This window comes from Rhodocaloribacter sp. (assembly GCF_056451265.1).
Map to the genome: position 1 here is coordinate 1 of NZ_JBWOPL010000090.1, position 25,180 is coordinate 25,180.

Here is a 25,180-nt window from a genome sequence, read left to right on the forward strand (position 1 = left end):
CGGATACGCCATGTTCGTATCGTCCACATCTCCGGCCCTTTCGGCCTATGCCCATGCTCCGAACAGCATGCAGGCACGGGTGCGCCAGGAGGAAGCCGATGCGCGCGAGAACCCCGTGGACGGCCCCGTGGAAGAGCAGACCGCCACCAAACAGCAGCCGAACCGCGTCGGGGCGACAGGCAAACCGGAGAAGTTGACTCCGGCGGAGGAGAAGCAGGTCCGAGAGCTGAAGAAACGCGACGCCGAAGTGCGACGCCACGAACACGCGCACCTTGGCGCCGCCGGTCCATATGCGCAGGGGCCGCCCCAGTATGAGTACCAGACCGGCCCCGACGGCAAGCAGTACGCCATCGGCGGACACGTCAAGATCGACACGAGCCCCGTGCCCGGCGACCCGCAGGCTACCATGGAAAAGGCCCGGGTCGTGCGGCGGGCAGCCCTTGCCGCGAAGGATCCCTCGCCGGCGGACCGCAGCATCGCCCAGAAAGCCGCGCGCATGGAGATGAAGGCCCGGCAGGAACTGAAACTTCAGCGACTTGAGGAACGGAAGAAAGAGAAAAATTCCGGCGCGAATGCCCCGTTTCAGGCCCTTTCGCGCACGCGCATCCACATTCCAACGATGAACGCCAGGAGCACCCTTACCGAGAACACGGAGCAAATGGAATCCAGGGAGCCCTCCAATTTCCATCCCGACACCTCGACCGGCTCCGGCGCTTTTTCCGGGTCGGAGGAGCGACTTTTCGAGGCTTTCCCGGCCAATTACGTAGACCGATATGCGTGATGGACTCGTCATCCTTTTGTGCGGATGATCTATGGGGGGATGAGCCGGGGAGCGGAACGTTTCGATGCTTCGTTCTCCGGCTCCGGTTTTTTTCATGCCCGCCATACGCTTCGGAAGCAGGTCGTCTCCGACCCCGATCGGAGATCCGGTTGATGAGCGTCGCCCTGCCTCCTCCCGCCTCCGCGACGGCAGGCTCCGTGGAAACGGCTTTGCGCGAAGGTGGAGCCCGGTTTGAAGAGCGTCCTCATGAGCTTCGTTTGAGACGCCGAAAAAAGGATCCGGCAGTGCGTCCGGGGGTAACGCGCAGAGCCCCGCTCCGCGCAGGGACGGAACGGGGCTCCGGATTTATTGGAGGAGCACTGTTCAGCGGCGGCAAAAAGGCCGCGCTTCACAGAGAGATGACGCCCTCCACCTCACCGGCGGCGGTATAGACGGCGACGACCTCCTCGCTCGACTGCATCTCGACGCGGGCCGTCACGCTGAGGTAGTTGCCCTTGCTCGAGGCGCGCACCTGAACCGGATGTTCGCCGAAGACGGCCTTCATCGCTTCGAGGCTCGCCTTCGGAACGATGAACTTGAACAGGTACTCGCTCGGCCAGTCGTTTTGTTCATCGAGCAGAGAACGGAAGCGGCTCCACCAGGCTTCGCCCTGAGCCGGCTCCGACTTGATCAAGGAAAGTTTTCCATTCCATCGCTTCTGCATATCATCCTCACAAAAGTCCTGTGTATTTACCGGGCGGGAGCAACCTCGCTTCCAGAGTCTTCCCCCGCATTCATCCATTTTTCAGTCACGAAGTTTTTCATACGCACACGCTGCCATGCTCGTTTCCGCTTCAAAAAGAGGCGTCTCTCCTGCCGGGCGCACGGACGATGCGACCGGGTGTTACCTTTTCGGGGACGGCGCGTCTATGGAACGGAACTTCACCTTCTACGCTACGGTTAACGCTCCAATCTTTTCAACCTGCGGGTCTCATGCTTGTCGCGCTTCGCACATACCGCCTGGCGGCGTCCCTGATGGCGCTGACGTTGCTCTTCGGGGGAAGCGCTCCGTTGCTGCAGCCTCTGTGCGCCTCGCCGTATGCCCCGCATGAAGCGCATGCGCCCTCCGGCGTCTCGTGTCACGGCCCGTCCGACGTCGCGCATGCCATGGCGGATCATGCCGCGTCGACGCTTCCGTCGGCCCTCCCCGAGTGGTCCACGTCCGACGGAACGAACTGCCTTACCTGTTGCGTGCTCGAATGTGGGGACGACGGCGTGTTCACGCCCTCCCTGCCTGCCTCGGAAACGCTCTCGAAGCTGCTGCTCGTCCCTGCGCCGCCCCATCCCTCGGATGCGCCGGCGCATGTCTCCCGGGCGACGACGCTTTTCCGACCCGGTGAAGCTTTCCCGGCCTTCTCCCCGACGCTCTATCTCCTGAACGCCGTGCTCCTGCGTTGAGAACCGTGAGCATCACGCGCGCCCGCCTCTGACGTTGGGCGCCGTGCTCCTCGTCTGATGAACACCCCTCCCGACCTGCCGGCCCTGCCCGGACGCGATGACTGTGGAGGATGCGTGTCCACGACTCGTTCACGTCTCAAGGTTCTCCATGCACACCCTGACTTCGCTCGCCCCGCCCGTCCGGCGATGGGCGACCCTTCCCGTTCTTCTGGCCCTGTGCGCCTCCACGGCCCTGGCCCAGGCGCCGGCGACGGACACCCTCCGCACGCTGGACCTCCCGGCATTGCTTGCCACGGTGCGCGCCGCCAACCCTTCGTTGCAAGCGGAGCGGCTTCGCACCGAGGCGCTCGGCACACGCAGCCGCCAGGTCTCGGCCCTGCCCGACCCGACCTTCGCATTCACGTACCAGCCCTTCCCCGTGCTCACGGCGCGCGGCACGCAGCGCACCCAGTGGCGCGTCGAGCAGAAGATCCCTTTCCCCGGCAAGCTCGGCCTCAAGGGTGAACTCGCCGACCTCAGCGCCGATATCGCCGGGTACGAGACCGAGACCTTCGCCCAGGACCTCGCTTTTCAGGTCAAAGAGGCCTATTACGAGCTCTATCGCATTCAGCAGCAGGAAGCGCTCATCCTCGACTTTCAGGACCGGCTGCGCGACTTCGAGGAGGTAGCCGCCACCCAGTTCGAAGTCGGGCGGGGCTCACAGCAGGCGATCCTCAAGGCGCAGCTCGAACGCAACACGCTCTCGAAGCGCGCGCTCGACTTCGCCCGGCTGCGCCGCACGGCCGCCGAGCGCCTGAGCCGCCTGCTCGACCGTCCCGTCGCCGCCACGCCGGAGGCCGAGATCCGGGTGACGCTGCCGCCGACGCCTCCCCTCGACCTCGAAGCGCTGGCGGCCATCGCCCTGCAGGAGCGGCCCGAAGCCGATGCGCTGGAGGCGGCCGCCCTGCGCGCCGAGACGCAGATCGCGCTGGCCCGCAAGCAGTTCCTCCCCGACTTCGGCGTGAGTGTGACCTTCTTCGACATCGGCGCGGGCGACGTGCCGCCGAGCGCCGACGGGCGCAACGCCCTGGGCATCGGGCTCTCCGTGAAGGTGCCGCTCCAGCGCGGGCGGCTCCACGCCGCGCTCGAAGAGGCCCGCCTCGGGCGCCGGAGCGTCGCGGCCCGGCAACAGGCCCTCGAGACCGCCTTCCAGACCCAGATCGCCGACCTGATGACCCGGCTCCGGCAGGAAGATGCGCAGCTCAAGCTCTACCGCGAGGTGCTCCTCCCGCAGGCCGAGACCACGCTCTCCGCCACCCTCAGCGCCTACACCACCGCCCGCACCGATTTCCTCAACCTCCTCGACGCCGAACGCATGCTCTTCACGCTTCGCGCGGGCTACGAAGACACGCTGGCGCGCTACCTCAAAGCCGCCGCCGCCCTCGAACGCGCCCTCGGCCTCGACAGCCTCGCCGACCTCAAATAACTGTTTCCCCATAGATCGTCATGAAAAAACTGATCCTTGCCGCCGCGCTGCTGATCCTGGCCCTCGTCGTCGGCTTTTTCGCCGGTCGCCTGACCACCGCGCCCGAGCCCGAAGAGACCGCGCCGGCCGCCGAAAAGGAGCGGGAGATCCTCTACTGGCAGGCCCCCATGAACCCCACCGAGATCTACGACCATCCCGGCAAATCCGCCATGGGCATGGACCTCGTCCCCGTCTATGCCGATGAAGCCGAAGGGCAGGCCGCCGAAGGGCAGGCCGCCGGAGACCAGGAAGCGCCGAAGAAGGAGCGGAAGATCCTCTACTGGCAGGCCCCCATGAACCCCACCGAGATCTACGACCATCCCGGCAAATCCGCCATGGGCATGGACCTCATCCCCGTCTATGAAGACGAAGCCGGTCTCGGATCGGGCGGAACGGTCAGGATCGATCCGGCGGTGGTGCAAAACATGGGCGTGCGCACCGACCGCGTCCGGCGCATGGACTTCTCCCGCATGATCCGCACCGTGGGCGAAGTCCAGTACGACGAGGAACGCGTCTACGTGGTCAACGCCAAAATCTCGGGCTGGATCGAGAAGCTCTACGTCAACTTCGTCGGGGACGAGGTGCAGACCGGCGATCCTCTCATGGAAATTTATTCGCCGGAGCTGGTCACGACGCAGGAGGAATACCTGCTGGCGCTCAAGAACTACCGCATTGCCATGAAGAGCACGTTGCCCGAAGCCCGCGAGGATGCCCAGAAGCTCCTGGCCTCGGTCCGGAAACGGCTCGAATACTGGGACATCCCCCCCGAGGAAATCGAGCGGCTGGAGCAGACCGAAGCGATCAAAAAGACCATCCTGCTCAAAGCGCCCAACTCCGGCGTGGTCGTCAATCAGAACGCCACCGAAGGCGCGTTCCTCAAGGCGGGGCAGGATCTTTTCCGCGTCGCCGACCTGCGCACCGTCTGGGTCCACGCCAGCTTTTACGACAATGAAGTGCCGTGGATCAACGTCGGGCAACGCGTCGACATGGAGCTCTCCTATCTGCCCGGCAAGCAGTACACCGGGCGCATCTCGTACATCTATCCGTACCTGCGCGAGAAGTCCCGCGACGTGCACGTGCGCGTGATCTTCGCCAACCCCGATCTCGACCTCAAGCCGGGCATGTACGCCAACGTGATGTTGACCGGCAAGACCATCCCCGACGCGCTCGTCATCCCGACCGAAGCGGTCATCCATTCGGGTGAGCGGACGCTCGTCTTCGTGGCCCGGGGCGAGGGCAAGTTCGAGCCGCGCGAGGTCAAGCTCGGCGAGCAAGGCGGACCGGGCAACAACTACGTGCGCGTGCTCGGCGGGCTGCTCGACGGCGAAGAGATCGTCATCTCGGCGCAGTTCCTCCTCGACAGCGAGAGCCGCCTGCAGGAAGCCATTCAGAAGATGCTCAGCGACCGGGCGACGCCGGCGGTCGAGCCCTCCGAAGTCATGCCCGGCATGGACGAGAGCGCCCCCGCCGACTCCGCCGAGGCCATGCCCGGCATGGACGAGAGCGCCCCCGCGACGGAGCACCAGCACTGAGCCCGCCCCCATCCAGTCCATTTTGAGAAGAGAACCATCATGCTCGAAAAGATCATAGAAGCTTCGGTCAACAACCGCCTGCTGGTGATCATCTTCACCGTGCTGATCGGGCTGGGCGGGCTCTATGCCATGCTCAACACGCCGATCGACGCCATCCCCGACCTGAGCGACGTGCAGGTGATCATCTTCACCGAGTTTCCCGGGCAGGCCCCGCAGGTCGTCGAGGATCAGGTCACCTATCCGCTGACGACGGCCATGCTGGCGGTGCCTTTCGCCAAGGACGTGCGCGGGTACTCCTTCTTCGGCCTCTCGTTCGTCTACGTCATCTTCGAGGACGGCACGGACATGTACTGGGCGCGGAGCCGGGTGCTCGAATACCTCAACTATGTAGCCGGGCGGCTGCCCTCGTCTGTCACGCCTACACTCGGGCCGGACGCCACCGGCGTCGGCTGGGTCTACGAATACGTCCTCGATGGCGGCGACCAGTACGACCTCCAACAGCTCCGTTCGATACAGGACTGGTTCCTCCGGTACGAGCTCATGAGCGTGCCGGGCGTCTCGGAGGTGGCCTCCATCGGCGGCTTCGTGAAGCAGTACCAGGTGGAGGTCGATCCGAACAAGCTGCTCGCCTACCGGATCCCGCTCTCGAAGGTGCGCATGGCGCTTCAGCGCAGCAACAACGACGTCGGCGGGCGGCTCGTGGAGATGGGCGAGACGGAGTTCATGGTGCGCGGCCTCGGCTACATCGAGTCGATCGAGGACATCGAGAGCATCCCGCTCGGCGTCGACGACAGCGGCACGCCGATCCTGATCCGCAACATCGCAAATGTACACCTGGGGCCGGAGCTCCGGCGCGGGCTCTCCGAGTGGAACGGCGAGGGCGAAGCCGTCGGCGGGGTGATCGTGATGCGTTTCGGCGAGAACGCCCTCAAGACGATCAACGCCGTCAAGGCCAAGCTCGAAACCCTCAAGGCCGGCTTGCCCGAAGGCGTCACCATCCGCACCGCCTACGACCGCTCGGGGCTCATCGAACGAGCCATCGACAACCTCCGGGACAAGCTGCTCGAAGAGAGCCTGATCGTGGCGCTGGTGACGATCCTCTTCCTGCTCCACTTCCGCAGCGCTTTCGTGGCCATCTTCACGCTTCCGATGGGCATCCTCATCGCGTTCCTGGTGATGTACTATCAGGGCCTCAACGCCAACATCATGTCCCTCAGCGGCATCGCCATCGCCATCGGCGCCATGGTCGACGCCGCCATCGTGATGATCGAAAACATGCACAAACACCTCGAGCGCGACGCCGGGAAGAAGGACCACTGGCAGATCGTCATCGACGCCTCGAAGGAGGTGGGGCCGGCGCTGTTCTATTCGCTGCTGATCATCACGCTCTCGTTCCTGCCGGTGTTCACGCTTCAGGCGCAGGAGGGGCGGCTGTTCAAGCCGCTCGCCTTCACGAAGACGTACTCGATGGCGGCGGCGGCGCTGCTGGCCGTCACCATCGTGCCCGTGCTGATGGGATACTTCATCCGAGGCAAAATCATGCCCGAGCACAAGAACCCCGTCAACCGCTTTCTGATATGGGTGTATCATCCCTTCATCCACACCGTCCTCCGCTTCAAATGGACGACGCTGCTGACGGCGGCGGCGCTGCTGGTGGTGAGCCTCTATCCGCTCTCGCGCCTCGGCTCGGAGTTCATGCCGCCGCTCAACGAGGGCGACCTGCTCTACATGCCTACGACCGACCCCGGCATCAGCATCACCAAAGCCAGAGAACTGCTTCAGCAGACGGACAAGATCATCAAGAGCTTCCCCGAGGTGGCCACCGTCTTCGGCAAGATCGGACGGGCCGAGTCCTCGACCGACGCCGCCCCCCTGTCGATGATCGAGACGACGATCCAGCTCAAGCCCGAGGACGAGTGGCGGCCCGGCATGACCACCGACCGGCTCATCCGGGAGATGGACGCCGCCCTTCAGTTCCCCGGCCTGACGAATGCGTGGACCATGCCCATCAAGAACCGCATCGACATGCTCTCGACGGGCATCAAGACGCCGGTGGGCATCAAGATCATGGGGCCGGACCTGGCCACGCTCTCCGACCTCGGGCAGCGCATCGCCGTGACGCTCCAGGACGTGCCCGGCACGCTGAGCGCCTTCCCCGACAAGACCGTCGGCGGCCACTTCCTCGACTACCACATCAAGCGCGAGGAGGCCGCCCGCTACGGACTCACCGTCGGCGACGTGCAGGACGTGATCATGTCCGGCATCGGCGGGATGAACGTGACGCAGACCGTCGAGGGCCTCGAGCGCTATCCGGTCAATGTGCGCTACAGCCGCGAGCTGCGCGACAACCTGCCGGCGCTTCAACGCGTGCTCATCCCCACGCCCTCGGGCGCGCAGATCCCGCTCAGCTACGTGGCCGACTTCGAACTGACGCAGGGCCCGCCCGTGGTCAAGAGCGAAAACGCCCGGCAGACCTCGTGGATCTACGTGGACATCCGCGACATCGACGTGGGCACGTACGTCCAAAACGCGCAGCGCGTCGTCGAGGAGCGGATCGACCTGCCCGAGGGCTACAACATTGTCTGGAGCGGGCAGTACGAATACATGCAACGCGCGCAGCAACGGTTGCGCATCGTGGTGCCGATCACGCTGCTGATCATCTTCTTGCTGCTGTATTTCAACTTCAAGAACGTCACCGAAAGCCTGATCGTGATGCTCTCGCTGCCCTTCGCGATGGTGGGCGGCATCTGGATCCTCTACCTGCTCGACTACGAGTTGAGCGTGGCCGTGGGGGTCGGCTTCATCGCGCTGGCGGGCGTCTCCGCCGAGATCGGGGTGATCATGCTCACGTACCTCGATCAGGCCTTCAAGAACAAGGTCAACCGGGGCGAGATGCTCACGCTCGGCGACCTCAAGAAGGCCATCTATGAGGGCACGGCCCAGCGCATCCGCCCGATCTCCATGACGGTGACGGCCATCATCATGGGCCTGCTGCCGATCATGTGGGCGCACGGCACCGGCTCCGAGGTGATGAAACGCATCGCCGCACCGATGGTCGGCGGCATGATCTCGACCACGGTGCTGAGCCTGCTCGTGCTCCCGACGATCTACCTGCTCTGGCGCACCCGGCACGTCCGCCGACTCGCCCGCGAGATCCGGGGCGCCGACGAACCCGAACGGCCCGCTTCCTGACCCCGAACGCCCCGCCGATTTTCAATCCGTATCATGCATCCGTTCCCCGACGTATTTTCATGCAACCCAAACCGAAACGACCATGGCTGAATACTATTTCGCCCGCACCCTCGACGCCCCCGTGGAAGAAGTCATCGAGCGCGTGACGGAAGAGCTGAAGAAGGAAGGCTTCGGCATCCTGACCGAGATCGACGTGCAGGCCACGATGAAGAAGAAGCTCGACGTGGACATGCCCCCCTACAAAATCCTCGGCGCGTGCAATCCGCACTTTGCCCATCAGGCCCTCCAGGTCGAGAACAAGATCGGCACGATGCTGCCGTGCAACGTGATCGTGCGCGTGACCGAGGACGGCAAGACCGAGGTGGCCGCCGTCGATCCCGTGGCGTCGATGCAGGCCGTCGAGAACGAGACGCTCGCCGAAGTAGCCGGAGAGGTCCGGAACCGCCTCCGCTCGGTCATCGAGCGGCTGTGACGATGGAGCCGAAGCCCCGCCCCGGAAGCCTGCCGCATGCCCGGCGCATCGCGCTGTTCGGCCTGATCCTGAACGCCCTCTGGGAGTTCGGGCAGTGCACCGTGCTCTACGACATGTGGTCGTGGGGTTTTTGGAAGGCAACGCTCTGGATGTGGGCCGCCATCTTCGGCGATGTGGGGATCGTCCTCGGCGTCGCCTACCTCGCCCTCCGGCTGGCCGGCCCCGCGCATCTGGACCCTCCGGACGGGCGGGGCTATGCGGCGCTCCTCTCCACCGGCTTCGTCGCCGGCGTTTTTCTCGAATGGCTGGCGCGGGCGCTCGGGCTCTGGGAATACACCGCGCTCATGCCCACGATCAGCGTCGGCGGCGCGGCGGTCGGGCTCTCGCCCATCGTTCAGGTGACGCTCCTGCCCGCGCTGAGCGTCTTCCTCGCCGCACGCCGCCGACCTCTCACGCGCCCGTCGGGCTGACGCCGGGCCATGCCGCCGCATCATGAAGACTCTGGAAGCCCGGCTGCTCGGCAGCCTGACCGAGGTGCTCGCCTATGCCCGCCGCAAGGTGGGCGACCCGGAACTGGCGGCGGACCTCGTGCAGGACAGCCTCCTCAAAGCGCTCCGAACCGCGCCGTCGCTCCGCGACGAGGACCGGGTTCTCCCCTGGTTCTACCGCATCCTCAACAACACCATCACCGATGCTTACCGCCGCCGCCGGACGGCCCGGAAGCACCTCGGCCCCTTCCCGGAAGAAGGCGAGCCCGCCGCGCCGGAGCAGGAGGACGAAGCGGCGCTGTGCCAATGCCTGTACCCCCTCCTCGAAACGATGCATCCGGACTACGCCCTGCTCATCCGAACCCTCGACCTCGGCGGCGAAGACCCACGCGCCACGGCCGAGCGGCTCGGCATCACACGGGACAACCTGAAGGTGCGCCGTCACCGCGCCCGGCGTCAACTGCGCCAAAGGCTGGAGCAAACCTGCGGCGTCTGCGCCACGCACGGCTGCCTCGACTGCACCTGTCGGACGCCCTGACCACCCTCCCCACACCAACCTGAAGCCTCATGAAAACGCACGCACGCCCCACGCTCCTCTTCCTCCTCGTCCTCGCCGCCACGAGCGCGAACGCCCTCGCGCAGATGAGTGCACCCTCCGACTCCGCCGCCGTCGTCGCCGTGGCCGAGCAGTTTCGTGAGGCCATCATCGCCGGAGACGCCGAAGCCGCCGGCGCGCTCCTCACGCGCGACGCCGCGATCCTCGAAGGGGGGAAAATCGAGACGGCGCACGATTACCTCTCGCACCACTTCCTCAGCGACGGGCCTTTCCTCCGGGCGATGACGCGCGAGCCGGGCGAGCGGCGCGTCACCGTCTTGGGCGACGCCGCGTGGATGGTCTCCGGGAGCCGTCTCCACGGCGCTTACCGCGACCGCGACATCGACATGAACTCCGTCGAGCTGATGGTCCTCCGCCGCACCGACGGCGGCTGGCGCATCGCCGCCGTCCACTGGTCCTCGGGCCGCCGGTAGTCGCCGCAGGGGGTACCGGGCAATCCTCCGAAGGGCGTCAGCGCCCCGACGCCGCCGCGCACGGCGGAGGACGCGGCCCCGCCATAGCGACGTGTGGGGCGGGTCGAGATCGGCACGCGCCCGTTGCCCCATCCTCTTCAGATCGACACGGGAGGCGCGAGCCCCTGACGGCCCACCCTCACACCGAACCTTCGGGCCTTGCCGAGACGAGGACGTCGGCGTCTCGGCAAGGGGCGGTGTGGAGGGGCGGTTCCATGAGGAGGAGCGTCAGGAGCATCGCGCGTTCGAGCGTGCGTTCGAGGTCGATGAACTCGTGGCGGGCGTGTGCGCCGTCGCCGACGGCTCCGAGGCCGTCGAGCGTGGCGGTGTAGCGGCTGGTGAAGTTGCCGTCCGAAGCGCCGCCGGCGAGGCCTTCTTCGAGCGGGAGGCCGGCAGCTTCGCCGAGGGCGCGGTACCGGAGCCAGAGGGCCCGGTTGCGGGGCGTCGGCTCCATCGGGAGCCGCTCCATGCCGCCCCGGATCTCGAGCGTGACGCCCGGCGTCGTCGGCTTCAGGTTGCGGATGGCGGCCTCCACGCGCGCGGCGTCCTCCCGCGTGGGCACGCGCACGTCCACCCGGATGCGGCTCTCCGCCGCGACGACGTTGGCCCGCGTGCCCCCTTCGAGCGTGCCCACGTTCACCGTCACGCCCGTAGCCGGGTCGTTGAGCGCGAAGAGCTTTTGCACCACGTACGTCAGTTCGAGGATGGCGCTCCGCCCTTCTTCGGGCGCGAGGCCCGCGTGCGCCGCCTTCCCCCGGACGACGATCTCGAAGTCGCCCGTGCCTTTGCGCCGCGTTTTGATCTTCCCCGACGGTCCGAGCGCGGGTTCGAGCACGAGCGCCCGGTCCGAGACACGGGCGAGACGTTCGAGGCGCGCCTGCGACTCGAAGCTGCCGATCTCCTCGTCCGAGTTGACGAACACGAGCGGCGTGACGGTGGGCGTGCGGCCGAGCGTGCGGAGGGCGCGGAGGGCGAAGACGATCATCGCGAGACCCGCCTTCATGTCGAAGACCCCCGGCCCGCGCACGAGGCCGTCGCGCCGCTCGAAGGGCATCTCGGCGAGCGTGCCGAGGGGCCACACGGTGTCGCAGTGGCCGATCAGGAGCTGGCACGGAGCGCCCCGCGCCCGCGTCCGGGGACGCGCATAGAGCTGCCCGCCCGTCGCCCGGCCCGGCAGCCGAAGCGTCTCGAACTCGAGCGCCTCGAAGGCCTCGGCGAGCAGGCCAAGCACCGGCGCCTGCGCCTCGGGCCGCGTCGAGGGAGATTCCTCCAACACCAGCGCCCGCGTGAAGGCGATGAAATCGTCCCGGTGCTCATGGAAAAACGCGCGCACCCGCTCGGTCATCGTCGCTAACGTTCAAAATGATCGGGGAACGGAAAAGCCTGGCTCTCGCGGATGACGGCGAAGCGACCGGGCTGAAGATAGGCCAGGAGCGGGGCGTCGCGCACCACCTCGTTGTCGTCACGGTCCCAGCTTCGGAGCGCCCGCTCCCGCACGTACGCCGCCACGATGCGCCCCGTGACGAGGCTGTTCACACCGAAGCCGTCGATGACGCGCTCGAGCGCGCACTCGAAATACAGGTAGGCGTCTTCGAGCAACACGCCCTCGACCACACGGGCGGGAAAGGTGGGAAGAAGCTCCACGATGGGCTTCGTGTCGTCGGCGCATCGGGGACCGGCCGAAAGGCTCGCGAGCACGACCTGATCCGGGTTTGGATAGCTGACCGTGAAACCGCCTTCGCGCTTCGCATTGTGATACGTGCGGTGCCGGGGCGTGCAGACGAAGCCGAAATAATTGTCCCACCCCATCGGGAAGGCCATGTGCTTCGGCGCGAGGTCGAACCGGCCGTCCGGCTCCCGCGTGCCCACGACCACGAGAGGGTTGACGAGGAAGAACTCGTCCCAGATCGGCGTCTCGACGTCCAGCGTCACAAGGGCATCGGCGGTTGGCTTCATGGTCCGTGTGGGAAAGGTTGTGGAGAACGGCGCGCCTCAGGCCACCAGCGTTTCGGGCCGGAAGACCTCTTCCAGCCCCAGGATGCGGACGACCTCGAAGAAGATCGGCGGGGGGTGCATCAGGCGCACCTTCTTTCCGGCCCGGATCAACTCGTACAGCACGAAGATGCCCTCCGTATCGACAAACTTCGAACGGGAAAGGTCGATGGCTATCTCGTCCACGTCCCGGCACAGCCGCCGCACCTTCCGCGCCGTGAGCAGGTTGAAGTCCCGGCGCAGCGTGATATGGATGGCATGGCCTTTTTTCTCGTACGTCATTGGAGTTCCCGCGCGATGAGATTCTTGATGCGGTGCGCCGCCTCGGAATACACGTGGATGAGGTCGAAGTCGAGCCGCTCATACACCTTCTGCAGGCGCAGGTAATCGCGCTCGTGATGAAACAGCGGCATCAGCCCGGAAAAAACGAAGCCGCAGTCGTGAAGATCCGGAACGATGGTCTTCGTGACGGGGTCGTCGAGCGGAAGGTCGAGGTAGACCGCGTGCATCCCCTCGTCGCGCAGCGACTGGAGCGTGTGCCGGAGACGATCCGTGAGGTCCTCGCCGTAGGTCCGGACCACGAGCAGGGCGTGCTTGTACTCGTAACTGATCTTCAGATCGAGGTCGGACCGCTCGGCGAGCGAAGGCGCCTCGGACGGAAGGTCGTGCACGGTGACGCCGAGCCGCCGGTAGAGGTCGATGAGGATCGTTCGGTACGTCGGCGGCAGATAGCGGTCCGCCGTCTCGATGCGGCACAGGGGCAGGAAGTCGATGACGATGGAGACGTCCTGAGGATAGTTTTCGATGAGCCCCTTGTATTTCGATGCGGGGAAGTCGGCCAGCAGGAGCGCGGTCGATTGCATGTCGAACTTCGCATTGGCCTTCTGGCTGATCGTGTGCACCGTCACGGCTTCGCCGAAGAGGCCCAGCAGTCCCCGCTCGCGGGACTGCTCGATGAGCCGCCGGAGCATGCGCGTCATGATGCCCCGGTGGCGATGGGGCACGGCCACCACCGCCTCGCCCACCTCGCCGATGCGAGAGTCCGTCGTGCGGAGCACGGCGAAATAGCCCACCGCCTCGCCTTCGCTCGTCCGGGTGATGACGCCGAACTTCTCCTCCCGCTCCAGCGCCAGCGCAATCTTTTTCGGGAAGTACAGGTCTTCCTTGACGTACGTATAGCCGTACGTGCGATAGATGAGCTTGGCGACGTCTTCGGCGTCTTCCTCGTGAACGGTCCGGATGACGTACGTCGTCTTGCGGGCCGGCGGAGGCGCGGACGCGGGCTTCTCGTCCACGAGGAGGTCGGCGATGTGCTCGCCCGTGGTCTTCTTGACGAGCCGAAACTCTTTCCCGCCCCGCCCTTTGTTGATGAAGATGAAGTCGTCCACGAGGTGACGGATGACCTCGAAGCCCGCCCCCTCGAAGTTGCCTTCCCGGAGGGCGCGGTCGCGGTCGTAGACGTGACGCTCGGGGTCGAACGGCTCGCCGAACTCGTGCACGATGATCTCGACGCTGGAGGGGCTCCATCGGTACGAAAGGTCGAACCGGCCCTCTTCCTCTCCGAAGGCGAAGAGCACCACGTCCGTGACGAGCTCGTCCACGGCAAGCGAGAGCCGCACGGCGTCTTCTTCACTCAGACCGGCGTTCATGCCCCACTTGTACGTGAAGTCGGTCACGGAGCCGATCACGCTCACCTTGTTCTTCAGCGTCAGTTGGGTGTCGATGTCCATGGCGTCCCGGTCCGGATGGTGGGGAGCGTGCCCGGAGGACATGGGTACGTCGCGGCGGGCCGGGAGGGTAGCCGTGGATGGACGCAACCCCGCGTCGGGGAAAGACGGTTTCGGGGTGTGAGGGAAACGCTTACGAGGGCGTTGCCTGCTATCCGGCGACGCCGCGCCGCCAGGCCAGGTAGGCCATGAAGCCGGGCGCGAGGCGGAGGGCGTCTTCGTCGACGGTGAAGCGCGGCGTGTGGAGGCCGTGCGTGATGCCGGCCTCGGGGTTGCCCACGCCGAGCACGTAGAAGCACCCCGGCGCCTCGCGAAGATAATAGGCGAAGTCCTCGCCGGCGAACCACAGGTCCACGTCCACCACGTGCTCCGCCCCGGCGTAGGCGACGGCGGCCTCGCGCACGAAGGCCGCGGCTTCGGGATCGTTGTACAGCGCCGGGTAGCCGGCGACGATCTCGACGTCGGCCTCCGCACCGAAGGCCCGCGCCGTGTGCGCGGCCACGCGCCGGATGAGCTCGTGCGCGCGAAAACGCCACCGTTCGTCCATCGCGCGGAAGGTGCCTTCGAGCCGCGCCGACACCGGCAGGACGTTCGTGGCGCCCTCGGCCGCCACGCGCCCGAACGAGAGCACGCTCGGCACGTCGGGCGGGCAGTTCCGGCTGACGACGCTCTGAAGCGCAACCACGACGTGGGCCGCCACGAGCACGGCGTCGGCGCCGATCTCGTGGGGGGCGGCGGCGTGCCCTCCCTCACCGCGCACGGTGACGTATACCTCGTCGGCCGAAGCCATGAACATCCCGCCGCGCACGCCAATCTTCCCGGCGCGGAGGTCCGGCCGCACGTGCTGCCCGAAGACGGCGTCGGTCCCCGGCGTCCCGTCGCCGCCGAGCGCTCCTTCCTCGATCATCGTCTTCGCGCCGCCGGGGATCTTCTCCTCGCTCGGCTGAAAGAGGAAGCGCACCGTGCCGGGGACCTCGTCCTTCACCCGCGCGAGAATCATGGCCGCGCCGAGAAGCGAGGCGGTGTGCGCATCGTGCCCGCAGGCGTGCATCTTGCCGGGGTTCTTCGAGGCAAAGTCGAAGTCGTTCGCCTCGACGATGGGCAATGCGTCGATGTCGGCGCGAAGGGCGACCGTGGGGCCGGGCCGCCCGCCCGTCAGCGTGGCGACGACGCCCGTCCGGGCCACGCCGGTGCGCACGTCGAGGCCGAGGGGACGAAGGGTCTCGGCCACGAGACGAGCCGTCTCATACTCTTCGAAGGCAAGCTCGGGATTCCGGTGAATCGCCCGGCGCAGACGGACGACCTCGGGGAAAATCTCTTCGGAAAAGGCCTGGATGCGATCGATCATGGGCGTAGACAAGCGAGTGAGCGGACACGACAAGATACGACCGCGACCGCTCTCGTTCCGCTCTTAATCTTTCACGAATTTCCGGGAGCATCGCCGACTCCCACCGGATCGCTTTCCTTCAGGCGCGTGCCGGAGACCGGCGGGCGCGGAGCTCTTTTGCCATGTTCCGGAGACGCCGGAGGCAAAGCGTCCTCCCGAGCGATTCCCGCACAGCGCATGGAGACGATCGAAGAGGAGATCGGTCGACGCCGACGCGCCCGGAGAACGCTCGTCCTCGGGCCGGTGACAAAACGAAGCACGGCCGGGATCATTTCGGGGGATTCGGCTATTAACACTACAATATTTATCTTCCCGCGCCGTGTACGGTTCTTTTCTCTTCCTGAAGCGGGTGTCGTTGCGGTTGACCGCCGGCGTCTTCATCTTCTCGCTCTCGGTCGAAACGAGCCGCTCACGCGGTTGCCTGCGAGATTCGCGGCAACATACCGGCCACCCCTGTTTTGACGCTGTGGTTGACTTTGCGTGACGATCTGCAAGGAGTTCGCTTCGTAGCAGCGACTCTTTTCCTCTTTTCACAGTTTGTACAGTTTCTCAAGGAGTGTTGTGCGCACTCCCTGGGCTGGTCTTTTCCTGGCATTTCCCGCCATGCACGGCTTGGGCCTGCCTCGTCTCGGGCGCCCCGAAGTCGCGTGCATCCGGTCGCCTCTCTTGCGCCGGTTGATCCTGTGGTTTGCTATGCCGCGTCCCTGTTTGAAGGACGCTCCGCGCCCCTGACGGAAGTGCGACCCACTCCGTTTGTGCGATCCGAAGACCCGTCCCGGGAAGGCGTGCACGTTTATTCCCTATGGGCAAGGAAATCATCATCAATGCCGAGAAGGAGCAGACCCGGATCGCCATCCTCGAAAATGGCGAACTGGCGGAGCTCTATATCGAAAATCCTGAAAACACCCGGACGATCGGCAACATCTTTCTGGGACGCGTTCGGCGCATCATGCCGAGCATTCAGGCCGCATTCATCGACATCGGGCAGAAGCAAGACGCTTTTCTGCACTTCTCCGACCTCGCCGAAAACCTGCCCGAGTGGCTGGAGTTTCTCGAACAGACGAACCCGTCGGTAGAGAACTTCAAGTTGACACCGGAGCACCATCGGTTGGTGGAACGACGCAGGCGGCCGCCGAGCCGCTCGCGTCCCCATGCCGCGCGCTCGGAAGAGACCGGCGGCGAGAAGAGCGCCGAAACCGACGGCGCGTCGCAAAAATCCCATCATGCCGTAGCCGACGCCCCGACGCGCAGCAAGCGCCGCTCGGCTCAGCGCCGCGCCAAAGGCGAACGCAAGGACAGCGAGCGCGCATCCGACGAGAAGGACCGCAACGAGCGCACGTCCGGCGGGAACGACCGCAACGAGCGCGCGTCCGGCGAGAAGGACCGCAACGAGCGCACGTCCGGCGGGAGCGACCGCAACGAGCGCGCGTCCGGCGACAGGGGACGGGGGCGGCGGGAAGACCGAAACCGGGAACGAAGGCTGGAATCCTACCTCCGGCGCGATCAACGCATCCTCGTCAAAATCAGCAAAGAGCCGATCTCGTCGAAAGGGAGCCGCGTCACCACGGACATCTCACTGGCGGGGCGCTTCCTTGTCCTCGTGCCCCTGGCCGACTACGTGGCCGTCTCGAAGAAGATTGCCTCGTACAAGGAACGTCGCCGCCTGCGGACGCTCGCAAAGAGTCTCCTGCCCGAAGGGTTCGGCGTCATCGTGCGCACGGTGGCCGAAGGCCGAAACGCCAAAGCGCTCGACACCGACCTGCGGCTCCTCCTCGACAAATGGCACAAGATCGAGGCAAAGCTGGCCGGCAAGCCGAAGCCGCCGCTCGTCGTGCACGAAGACGTGAACATGGTCTCCTCGGTCATCCGCGACCTCTTTTCCGACGACTACGACCGCATCCTGATCGACGACCCCCGGCTTTATCGCAACATCAAGGGCTACATTCAGGCCATTGCGCCTCAGATGGCTCCGGCGGTGCGCCTGCACAAAGGACGGAAGCCCATCTTCGAGGCCACCGGCATCGCGCGCGACGTGGCTGAAGCCTTCGAGAGCCGCGTCAATCTGCCCTCGGGCGGTTACCTCTTCATCGAGCACACCGAGGCCATGCACGTCGTCGACGTGAACTCGGGCCGGGCCGGGAAAGGGCTGACGCAGGAGCAAAATTCGCTCAAGGTGAACCTGGAGGCGGCGCGTGTGATCGCCCGGCAGGTGCGCCTGCGCGACCTCGGCGGCATCATCGTGGTCGACTTCATCGACATGCGAAGCGAACGCAACCGGAAGAAGGTGTTCGATGAACTGAAGAGCGCCTTCCGCCGGGACCGGGCCGTGTCGAAGATCCTTCCGATGAGCGATTTCGGGTTGATTCAGATCACCCGGCAGCGCCTGCGTCCGAGCATCACGACGACGGCGACCGGCTCGAACGGCGCGGCCTCCGGCTCCGGCGAGGTGGTGAAAAAGAAGGAAGCGGCTCCGGTGGTGGAGAAAAATTCGACCGTCGCCCGCAAGGAAAAGCCGGTCGAGGCCAAACCGGCGGTGAAGGAGAGCAAGCCGACCTCTCGGCGTGAGACGCCGGAACGAACGCCGCCGCTCGCACCTGAAGACATGGTGGGCGAGATCGAAAAGAGGATCCAGGCCTATAAGAAACAGAAAGGACAGGGACCGCTCCGGTTGCGGGTGCATCCCTTCACGGCGGCGTACCTCCAGCGGGGGTTGCTCAATTGTCTGGGCCGGTGGCGCATGAAGTTCCACGTTCGCGTTCGCATCGAACCCGACACCGCGCTCGAACCGATGCGCTTCCGTCTGTTCGATGCCGAGACCGGGAAAGAGGTGATCTGACGTCGTTCGCTGCCCTTGTCGATGTGGCAAAGGCACGCTACCTTGGGGCGCCCCTTTCGTTCAACCAGCCCCGCCGTCTATGCCTCGCGCGTGCCTTTCCGCCTTCTCCCCCGTCGTATGGTTGCTCGCGATGGCGCTGCCGGGTCTGACGCCGCATCCCGCTTCGGCGCAGCCCCATGCTTTCGCGGACGGGCCGAAACAGGCCGTCTCGGCCGGCCTGTTCCTGATCGACTTCACCTTCGCCGGCGACGTGCGTCCCGACCCCGTCTTCGATTTCACCGAGCCGGCTTTCGGCCTCACGTATGCCCGACCCGGTTTTTTCGCCACCTTTGCCTTCGGCAATCAGTCCGGCGCAGCAGGGACGGACGACCTGCGACTGATCGACTTCAGCATGCTCGTATGGGGCGAGTTGAAGCCGTTTCACTTCGAGGACAAGAGCCGGGCGCGCTTTTTCGTGCCCATCGCGTTGCACAGCGGCTACCGGCGCGTGTCGCGGCAGGGCGCGCGCGACAACCTGCTCGACGCCTTCGAGGTGAGCGTGCTCGGGCTCGGCGTCGGCGCGGGCTTCGAGGTCGGAGGCAAGGGGGTGCGCGTGGAAGGACGCGCCCTGCCCGTCATCGGCCTGGCGTTTCGGTCCTTCGGCAATTCCACGGGCCTTTCCACCTTTTTCGACGCCGACCTTCAGGTGCACCTCGGCCCCTTCGCCGACGCGTTCGGCCTTACCCTCGGCTATGGCTTCCGCCTCCAGCGTTGGAATCCCGGCGGCTCCGGGCTGATCTCCGGCGACTTCTTCGACTATAGCGGCAGCCAACAGCTTTTCCGCCTCGGGGTGAACTGGTGAGATCGCCGCGCCCGGAGCGCACATGCCTCCCCGCCCCTTCCTCTCCCCTCGGGTCTAAGCCGTCACCCTGAAGCGGCACGGCCGGCTTCGCCGCGCGCGGGCCGGCATGATCGGATCAGCACGTGTCGTCCTCCATCGGACGGCCCCGACCGTCGACGGGAACGCGGAGGCAACCGGGAAAGCCCGGCGACCTCGCGCCTATTTGAATGCGGGGATTCAACATCCGGCAACCCTGGCCGATTACGCTATCACGAGGCGCTCGGCGACGCAATGCTTTCCGATTCTTCATGACACCTTGCCGCCGAAAACGTAACTTGCCGACTCGCTTTTTCCGCAAAGCACAAACGGATTCATGATGCCGCCGGTCCCGCGTTTGCTCTTGCCCTTTCTGCTCGGCCCGTTCCTTTTCGTCGCGGGCGCGTTCGCACAGACCACCGGCGTTCTCGCCGGGACCGTCGTCGAAGCGGAGACGGAGCGGCCGCTTCCGGACGTCGGCGTGGCGGTGGCGGGCACGCGGGGCCGCGCGTTCACCGACGCCGAAGGGCGCTTCGTCATCGGCGCGCTCCCGCCCGGCACGCACCTCGTGCAGGCCCTCGCCCCCGGATACCTCGTCGCCACGGCCCGCGTGGACGTCCGCGCGGGGGACACGACGACGGTGCGGCTCCGGCTCCGCCCCCGCCCGGCGGACATGCTCGCCCCCGTGATCGAGGCGCTCGACCCCGACCTCGTCGCCGTCGACACGCTCGACGGGCGGCGGATCGCCGAACATCCGATGATGGACACGGGCGAGGCGCTTCGCCTCATGCCCGGCGTCGACGCCATCCGGCGCGGCGGCCTCAGCTTCGATCCGCTCGTACGCGCGCTTGCCGAAACCGAGGTCGGCGTCTTCATCGACGGCGCGCGGTTCTTCGCCGCCACGCCCGTGCGCGCCGACGCCCAGACCGCGCACCTCGACCCCTCCGCCGTCGCGAACGTCGAGCTCGTCAAAGGGCCGTATGCGCTCACGTGGGGGGCGGGCCTCATGAGCGCCGTCCGCATCCGCACCCTCGCCGCGACGCCCCCGACCGAACGCCTCCGCGCCACCGTTCAGGCCGGCTATGCCTCGAACCTGAACGCGTTCGAATCTTCCGCCGCCCTCGCCGGAGCTTCGGGGAAATACACATACGCCTTCCACGGCGCGTATCGCGAAGGCGACGACTATGAGGCGGGCGACGGCGCCAGGGTCTCCGCCGGCTTCCGGTCGTGGGCGCTCCGCGGGAAAGGCGGCTATCGCCCCAACGACCATACCGAGGTCTCCGTGATCGCGGGCTTTCAAAAACAGACCGACCTCGACGTGCCCGGCCGCACGCTCGACCTCGCCGACGGCGAGGCGAAAGACGTCACGGCGCGCTACCGGTACACCTCCGACGACGCCGTCCTCCGCGCCTTCGACCTCGTCGTGTACTGGAACCGGATCACGAGCGCGATGAACAACGATCACCGGCCGACGGCGCGTGTGGATCTTTTCCGCGATCCGCCCTTTGCGCTCCGCATCGATCTCGACGCCGCGCTCACGACCACCGGCGGGCGAGCGGCGGCGCGCATCGTCTCCGACGACGGCCTCACGCTCGACGTGGGCGCGGACTATTATCGAAAAAAACGGAACGCCGACCGCACCGTTCACAAACGCTCCGACGGCGCGCTCCTCTCCGCCGACACCATCTTCGCCGATGTCCGCATCTCCGACATCGGCCTGTTTCTGCGCGGGACGACGCGCGTCCGAGGCTTCAAACTCTCGGCGGCGACGCGCTTCGACTTCGTGCAGGCGGACGCGGGGGACGTCGGCGTTTTTTACCTCCGGAACGCGGCCCGGCAAACGCTCAACCCCGACAACCTCGACCGCAAGGGGACGAACCTGAGCCTGGCCTTCACCGTGGCGCGGCCCCTCTCTTCGGCATGGACGCTCGCCGCCGGACTTGGCTCGGTGGCCCGCACGGCGGACGCGCTCGAACGCTATGCCGACCGCTTCCCGTCCACGCGCTCGAAGACGAACGCCGAGGTCCTCGGGCGGCCCGAACAGGAGCCCGAACGCGCCTCGGAGCTCGACCTCTCGCTCACCGGCTCGTATCCTCGCCTGCGGGTGCGCCTGAACGTCTTCGCGCGGCTGATGAGCGACTATACCACCTTCCTCCCAACGGACCTGCCCGCCCGCGCCGACACCTCGGCCCGCATCTTCCGGTACCGGAACGGCGAAGGGCACTTCCGGGGCGGGGAGGCCACGGCCACGTACACGTTCGCCTCGATCCCCCTCACGCTCGACGCCGCCTTCGCCTACCTCTGGGGCAAAGACGTGACGCTCGACGAGCCCGCGTTCGGCGTCTCGCCTGCCGCCGCCGACTTCCGCCTCCGCTATGACGCGCCCGGCGGCGTCCTCTTTGCCGAGGGCGCGCTCCACCTCGTCGCCCGGCAGACGCGGGTGGCCGTCCTGCGCGGTGAGCCCCCCACCGACGGCTATACGACTGCCGACCTCCGCCTCGGCGTCCGTCTCCCGCACACCGAGGGCGACGTCTTCCGCTCCGCCTCGCTCCTCCTCGGCGTGGACAACGTGACGGACACCTTTTATGCCCGCCACGTCAACGCGCTCAACCCCTTCGATTTCACGTCCGTGCCCGAACCGGGACGGGTCTTCTTCGCCAGGCTCCGGCTGGAGCTGTGAACGCCCGGGCGCGCGTCTTTTTATTCAAACTCGATCAGCAGCGCGCTTTTCCCGACGGCGTCGCCCGCTTCGACGTGCACGCGCTGCACGACGCCGTCGCCCCTGGCGCGGAGTTCATTTTCCATCTTCATCGCTTCGAGGAGCACGAGCCCGTCGCCCGCTTTCACGCTCTGCCCTTCCTCGACGAGCACCGCCAGCACCAGCCCCGGCATCGGCGCGCGCACCTCGCGCTCGGCGGCCGCGTCCGCATCCGCGATCCCGAAGCGCTCCAGCAACATCGCCCGCTCGTCCTTGACGCGCACCTCGACCGACCGCCCCCCGAGGTGCAGGCGCACGCTCCCCTCCGATGCCTCCTCCACGACCACGGGCACGCTCCGCCCGTCGAGCAACAGCGAGTAATAGCCCTCGGCCACCCGCTCGAACGACACATCGGCCGCCTCCCCGTCGACAAACACCGTCCCTTCCCGGAACTCGATTTCGTACGAACGGTCTCCTACCTCGGCACGAAAAGTCTGATCTTGCATGCGCGTCTGCATAGCCTTGATTCGTGAGCGCGTTGTTTCGTTCAGACGCCATAATACGAACATTGTCCGTAATCCCGTAATCGACCGTTCTGTGCCCGCATGGATGAACTGACGCCCGAACGGCTCCTCCACGGCTACCGGTGCGGCATCTTTCCCATGGCCGACCCGGACGAGGGCGACGCCATCTACTGGTTTGCCCCGGACCCTCGCGCCATCCTCCCGCTCGACGCATTTCACGTGCCGAAGAACCTGGCGAAGTTGATCCGGCGAGAAACGTTCGAGGTGTCCTTCGACCGGGACTTCGAGGCGGTGATCCGGGCGTGCGCGGAGCGCCCGGAGACGTGGATCTCGGAGGAGATCATTCAGGCCTATGTGGCGTTACACCGCATGGGTTTTGCCCACAGCGTCGAGTGCCGGCGGGCAGGCGCGCTCGCGGGCGGGCTCTACGGGGTCTCCATCGGCGGCGCGTTCTTCGGCGAGTCGATGTTTCACCGGGAGCGGGATGCCTCGAAGGTGGCGCTCGCGCATCTCGTGCGGCGGCTTCGCCGGGGCGGCTTCACGCTGCTCGACACCCAGTACACCACCCCCCACCTGGCCCGCTTCGGCGTCGTCGAGATCCCCCGCGCCGAATACGAGCGCCGCCTCGCCGACGCCCTTCGCACCCCTGCCCGGTGGTGACGCCGACACCCTCCAACCCACGACCCGATGCGACTCCCGACGATTCTCTTTTTCGTGATGCTCCTGTTCAATCTCGGCTGCGGTGCGGAGGCATCCGATCCCGCGACGGCCCAGGCCCGGGAGGCTTCCGCCTCCCCCGAAGCGGTCCCCCCGGACAGCGTCACGGCCCGGCGTTTCGAGGAAGTGATGGCCTTCGCCCGGCGGGAGCGGCTGCACGAGCGCCCCCTCGGCGAGATCATGCAGGCCGTCGGCGAGCACTTTGCCGGGACGCCGTACGTGGCCGGCCTGCTCGACGCGCCGGCGGAGGAAACGCTCGTCGTCAACCTCAGCGGCTTCGACTGCGTGCTCTTCGTCGAGACGGCGCTCGCGCTCGCGCGCGGCATCGCCGTGGAGGATTATTCGTACGACACGTTCGTGCGCCACCTCCGCGAACAGCGGTACCGCGACGGGGAGATGAACGGCTATTGCAGCCGCCTCCACTATTTCTCCGAGTGGATCGCCGACAATGAGAAGCGCGGCATCGTGCGGAACGTCACGCGTGCACTCGGCGGCGTCCGACTCGACAAACGGCTCCGCTTCATGAGCGAGCACCGCGCGAGTTACCCGCGTTTCGCCGAAAACGACAGCCTCTTTCAGGGCATCCGCGCGATGGAGGATCGCCTCGCCGCCTACACGCTCTATTACATCCCCCAGGAGCGCATCCGCAGCGTCTACGACCGCCTCCAGGCCGGCGACATCATCGCCACGGCCACCAGCATCGAGGGCCTCGACGTCTCGCACTCCGGCCTCGTCTACGACGGCGGAGACGGGCAAAAAGGCTTTCTCCACGCCTCCACGAGCGGCGGCATCAAGGTTTCGCCGGATCTTCAAGATTATGTGGAGAACATCAAGATCCAGATCGGCATAGTGGTAGCGCGACCGGTCGATGCCCGCCCCCCGTCGGACCTCCGTCCCTAAAAGTCCCGGTCAACGTTGTCGCGTCGGCTTCGAAGAGCGGCGCGCGCAGGTAATCCTCTCATGGACATCACACGGATCGGCGTCTTTACCAGCGGCGGCGACGCACCCGGCATGAATGCATGCGTGCGCGCCGTCGTGCGAACCGCCCTCACCTATGACCTCGAAGTCATCGGCATCCGGCGCGGCTACGCCGGCATGATCGAGGGGGACTTCGTCGAGATGGACGGCATGTCCGTCTCGAACATCGTGCAGCTGGGCGGCACCATCCTCAAGAGCGCGCGCTCGGAGCGTTTCCGCACGCCGGAAGGGCGCGCCGAAGCCGCCCGCCGACTCCGGGAGGCCGAGATCGACGGGCTGATCGGCATCGGCGGGGACGGCACCCTCCGCGGGGCCTCCATCTTCTACGAAGAGTACGGCGTCCCGCTTGTCGGTTGCCCCGGCACCATCGACAACGACCTCTTCGGCACCGATGAGACCATCGGCTACGACACGGCGCTGAACACGGCCATCGAAAACATCGACCGCATCCGCGACACCGCCGACGCCCATGACCGCCTCTTTCTCGTCGAGGTGATGGGCCGGGACGCGGGCTTCATCGCGCTCAACAGCGGCATCGGCGGCGGCGCCGAACTCGTGCTCATCCCCGAGACGATCACCGGCATGGACGAGATCAAGAAACGCATCCTCTCGCTGATGTCGGCGCAGTCCCGCTCGTCCATCGTGGTGGTGGCCGAGGGAGACGAACTCGGCGGGGCCGCCAAGATCGCCGACGCCCTGCGCGGGGACCCCTCCTTTGCGCGGATCGACCTGCGGGTGTGCATCCTCGGGCACACGCAGCGGGGCGGCTCGCCGACGGCGCGCGACCGCGTGCTCGCCAGCCGCCTCGGCACCGCCGCCGTCGAAGCGCTCATGGAAGGACACGCCAACGTCATGGTCGGCATCATCCACAACGAACTTCGGCTCACCCCCTCGCGCAACGTCTGGCAACGCCGAAAAACCATCAATTATGAACTGCTGAAGCTGACCGAAGTGCTCAGTTGATCCACCGGTGGAGAACGGCCCTTACTCC

22 protein-coding genes are annotated in these 25,180 nt (G+C 66.3%); 15 read left to right on the forward strand and 7 right to left on the reverse strand.

What is annotated here, in order from left to right; all coding sequences use genetic code 11:
• On the forward strand, window positions 1-781 hold a 781-nt coding region (locus AC1HIY_RS15005), incomplete at its 5' end, for a putative metalloprotease CJM1_0395 family protein (protein ID WP_479577611.1).
• Window positions 782-1,169: 388 nt separating this feature from the next.
• Here AC1HIY_RS15005 and AC1HIY_RS15010 read toward each other — a convergent pair.
• Window positions 1,170-1,454, reverse strand: coding sequence for a DUF493 domain-containing protein (locus AC1HIY_RS15010; RefSeq protein WP_479577612.1), 285 nt, complete (start codon window positions 1,452-1,454; stop codon window positions 1,170-1,172).
• Between the two features lie 299 nt (window positions 1,455-1,753).
• Between AC1HIY_RS15010 and AC1HIY_RS15015 the strand changes: the two genes are divergently transcribed.
• The 8 genes from AC1HIY_RS15015 (at window position 1,754) to AC1HIY_RS15050 (ending at window position 10,435) form a co-directional block, all read left to right on the forward strand.
• Window positions 1,754-2,218 (forward strand): hypothetical protein, encoded by a 465-nt coding sequence (locus AC1HIY_RS15015; RefSeq protein WP_479577613.1) that lies wholly within the window; start codon window positions 1,754-1,756, stop codon window positions 2,216-2,218.
• Between the two features lie 148 nt (window positions 2,219-2,366).
• Complete coding sequence (locus AC1HIY_RS15020) at window positions 2,367-3,683, forward strand: TolC family protein (protein WP_479577614.1); 1,317 nt, start codon at window positions 2,367-2,369, stop codon at window positions 3,681-3,683.
• Between the two features lie 20 nt (window positions 3,684-3,703).
• Entirely contained in the window at window positions 3,704-5,254 is a 1,551-nt protein-coding gene (locus AC1HIY_RS15025) for an efflux RND transporter periplasmic adaptor subunit (protein WP_479577615.1), read from the forward strand.
• A 39-nt stretch (window positions 5,255-5,293) separates the two neighbouring features.
• A complete protein-coding gene (locus AC1HIY_RS15030; RefSeq protein WP_479577616.1) occupies window positions 5,294-8,446 on the forward strand; it encodes an efflux RND transporter permease subunit in 3,153 nt (1,050 codons plus the stop codon).
• A gap of 82 nt (window positions 8,447-8,528) precedes the next feature.
• Complete coding sequence (locus AC1HIY_RS15035) at window positions 8,529-8,918, forward strand: DUF302 domain-containing protein (protein ID WP_479577617.1); 390 nt, start codon at window positions 8,529-8,531, stop codon at window positions 8,916-8,918.
• Window positions 8,919-8,920: 2 nt separating this feature from the next.
• Entirely contained in the window at window positions 8,921-9,388 is a 468-nt protein-coding gene (locus AC1HIY_RS15040; protein WP_479577618.1) for a hypothetical protein, read from the forward strand.
• A gap of 22 nt (window positions 9,389-9,410) precedes the next feature.
• On the forward strand, window positions 9,411-9,944 hold the full coding sequence (locus tag AC1HIY_RS15045; protein ID WP_479577619.1) for an RNA polymerase sigma factor: 534 nt from the start codon (window positions 9,411-9,413) through the stop codon (window positions 9,942-9,944).
• 29 nt (window positions 9,945-9,973) lie between these two features.
• Window positions 9,974-10,435: a YybH family protein gene (locus AC1HIY_RS15050; RefSeq protein WP_479577620.1), complete on the forward strand. Its 462-nt coding sequence runs from the start codon at window positions 9,974-9,976 to the stop codon at window positions 10,433-10,435.
• 178 nt (window positions 10,436-10,613) lie between these two features.
• On the opposite strand, the gene AC1HIY_RS15055 is transcribed toward AC1HIY_RS15050, so the two are convergent.
• From AC1HIY_RS15055 to AC1HIY_RS15075, 5 genes are all read right to left on the reverse strand, one after another.
• A complete protein-coding gene (locus AC1HIY_RS15055) occupies window positions 10,614-11,819 on the reverse strand; it encodes a M20 family metallopeptidase (protein ID WP_479577621.1) in 1,206 nt (401 codons plus the stop codon).
• Between the two features lie 5 nt (window positions 11,820-11,824).
• Window positions 11,825-12,430 carry a flavin reductase gene (locus tag AC1HIY_RS15060; RefSeq protein ID WP_479577622.1) on the reverse strand — a complete coding sequence of 202 codons (606 nt, stop codon included), beginning with the start codon at window positions 12,428-12,430 and terminating at the stop codon, window positions 11,825-11,827.
• Between the two features lie 36 nt (window positions 12,431-12,466).
• Entirely contained in the window at window positions 12,467-12,748 is a 282-nt protein-coding gene (locus AC1HIY_RS15065; protein ID WP_479577623.1) for an STAS domain-containing protein, read from the reverse strand.
• Window positions 12,745-14,196 (reverse strand): GNAT family N-acetyltransferase, encoded by a 1,452-nt coding sequence (locus tag AC1HIY_RS15070; RefSeq protein ID WP_479577624.1) that lies wholly within the window; start codon window positions 14,194-14,196, stop codon window positions 12,745-12,747. Before AC1HIY_RS15070 ends, AC1HIY_RS15065 begins: the two co-directional genes overlap by 4 nt.
• Before the next feature lie 148 nt (window positions 14,197-14,344).
• Window positions 14,345-15,541, reverse strand: a complete 1,197-nt coding sequence (locus AC1HIY_RS15075; protein ID WP_479577625.1) for a M20 metallopeptidase family protein — start codon at window positions 15,539-15,541, stop codon at window positions 14,345-14,347.
• A gap of 841 nt (window positions 15,542-16,382) precedes the next feature.
• Here AC1HIY_RS15075 and AC1HIY_RS15080 point away from each other — a divergent pair.
• The 3 genes from AC1HIY_RS15080 to AC1HIY_RS15090 all read left to right on the forward strand — a co-directional run bounded on the left by AC1HIY_RS15080 (window position 16,383) and on the right by AC1HIY_RS15090 (window position 21,952).
• Entirely contained in the window at window positions 16,383-18,416 is a 2,034-nt protein-coding gene (locus tag AC1HIY_RS15080; protein ID WP_479577626.1) for an Rne/Rng family ribonuclease, read from the forward strand.
• A 79-nt stretch (window positions 18,417-18,495) separates the two neighbouring features.
• Complete coding sequence (locus tag AC1HIY_RS15085; RefSeq protein ID WP_479577627.1) at window positions 18,496-19,257, forward strand: hypothetical protein; 762 nt, start codon at window positions 18,496-18,498, stop codon at window positions 19,255-19,257.
• A gap of 352 nt (window positions 19,258-19,609) precedes the next feature.
• Window positions 19,610-21,952: a TonB-dependent receptor gene (locus AC1HIY_RS15090; protein ID WP_479577628.1), complete on the forward strand. Its 2,343-nt coding sequence runs from the start codon at window positions 19,610-19,612 to the stop codon at window positions 21,950-21,952.
• Window positions 21,953-21,972: 20 nt separating this feature from the next.
• On the opposite strand, the gene AC1HIY_RS15095 is transcribed toward AC1HIY_RS15090, so the two are convergent.
• Window positions 21,973-22,476, reverse strand: a complete 504-nt coding sequence (locus AC1HIY_RS15095; RefSeq protein WP_479577629.1) for an acyl-CoA carboxylase biotin carboxyl carrier protein subunit — start codon at window positions 22,474-22,476, stop codon at window positions 21,973-21,975.
• A 99-nt stretch (window positions 22,477-22,575) separates the two neighbouring features.
• Here AC1HIY_RS15095 and aat point away from each other — a divergent pair, with 99 nt between their 5' ends.
• The 3 genes from aat (at window position 22,576) to pfkA (ending at window position 25,152) form a co-directional block, all read left to right on the forward strand.
• Entirely contained in the window at window positions 22,576-23,154 is a 579-nt protein-coding gene (aat, locus tag AC1HIY_RS15100; protein ID WP_479577630.1) for a leucyl/phenylalanyl-tRNA--protein transferase, read from the forward strand.
• Between the two features lie 27 nt (window positions 23,155-23,181).
• Window positions 23,182-24,111, forward strand: a complete 930-nt coding sequence (locus AC1HIY_RS15105) for an N-acetylmuramoyl-L-alanine amidase-like domain-containing protein (protein ID WP_479577631.1) — start codon at window positions 23,182-23,184, stop codon at window positions 24,109-24,111.
• Between the two features lie 66 nt (window positions 24,112-24,177).
• The gene (gene pfkA / locus AC1HIY_RS15110; protein WP_479577639.1) at window positions 24,178-25,152 is read left to right on the forward strand and encodes a 6-phosphofructokinase; all 975 of its coding nucleotides are present in this window, start codon (window positions 24,178-24,180) and stop codon (window positions 25,150-25,152) included.
• Window positions 25,153-25,180: the final 28 nt, after the last annotated feature.

Coding starts and splice junctions, on each gene's coding strand:
- AC1HIY_RS15015 (WP_479577613.1), top strand. CDS start 1,754: ATGCTTGTCGCGCTTCGCACATACCGCCTGGCGGCGTCCCTGATGGCG.
- AC1HIY_RS15020 (WP_479577614.1), top strand. CDS start 2,367: ATGCACACCCTGACTTCGCTCGCCCCGCCCGTCCGGCGATGGGCGACC.
- AC1HIY_RS15025 (WP_479577615.1), top strand. CDS start 3,704: ATGAAAAAACTGATCCTTGCCGCCGCGCTGCTGATCCTGGCCCTCGTC.
- AC1HIY_RS15030 (WP_479577616.1), top strand. CDS start 5,294: ATGCTCGAAAAGATCATAGAAGCTTCGGTCAACAACCGCCTGCTGGTG.
- AC1HIY_RS15035 (WP_479577617.1), top strand. CDS start 8,529: ATGGCTGAATACTATTTCGCCCGCACCCTCGACGCCCCCGTGGAAGAA.
- AC1HIY_RS15040 (WP_479577618.1), top strand. CDS start 8,921: ATGGAGCCGAAGCCCCGCCCCGGAAGCCTGCCGCATGCCCGGCGCATC.
- AC1HIY_RS15045 (WP_479577619.1), top strand. CDS start 9,411: ATGAAGACTCTGGAAGCCCGGCTGCTCGGCAGCCTGACCGAGGTGCTC.
- AC1HIY_RS15050 (WP_479577620.1), top strand. CDS start 9,974: ATGAAAACGCACGCACGCCCCACGCTCCTCTTCCTCCTCGTCCTCGCC.
- AC1HIY_RS15055 (WP_479577621.1), bottom strand. CDS start 11,819: ATGACCGAGCGGGTGCGCGCGTTTTTCCATGAGCACCGGGACGATTTC.
- AC1HIY_RS15060 (WP_479577622.1), bottom strand. CDS start 12,430: ATGAAGCCAACCGCCGATGCCCTTGTGACGCTGGACGTCGAGACGCCG.
- AC1HIY_RS15065 (WP_479577623.1), bottom strand. CDS start 12,748: ATGACGTACGAGAAAAAAGGCCATGCCATCCATATCACGCTGCGCCGG.
- AC1HIY_RS15070 (WP_479577624.1), bottom strand. CDS start 14,196: ATGGACATCGACACCCAACTGACGCTGAAGAACAAGGTGAGCGTGATC.
- AC1HIY_RS15075 (WP_479577625.1), bottom strand. CDS start 15,541: ATGATCGATCGCATCCAGGCCTTTTCCGAAGAGATTTTCCCCGAGGTC.
- AC1HIY_RS15080 (WP_479577626.1), top strand. CDS start 16,383: ATGGGCAAGGAAATCATCATCAATGCCGAGAAGGAGCAGACCCGGATC.
- AC1HIY_RS15085 (WP_479577627.1), top strand. CDS start 18,496: ATGCCTCGCGCGTGCCTTTCCGCCTTCTCCCCCGTCGTATGGTTGCTC.
- AC1HIY_RS15090 (WP_479577628.1), top strand. CDS start 19,610: ATGATGCCGCCGGTCCCGCGTTTGCTCTTGCCCTTTCTGCTCGGCCCG.
- AC1HIY_RS15095 (WP_479577629.1), bottom strand. CDS start 22,476: ATGCAAGATCAGACTTTTCGTGCCGAGGTAGGAGACCGTTCGTACGAA.
- aat (WP_479577630.1), top strand. CDS start 22,576: ATGGATGAACTGACGCCCGAACGGCTCCTCCACGGCTACCGGTGCGGC.
- AC1HIY_RS15105 (WP_479577631.1), top strand. CDS start 23,182: ATGCGACTCCCGACGATTCTCTTTTTCGTGATGCTCCTGTTCAATCTC.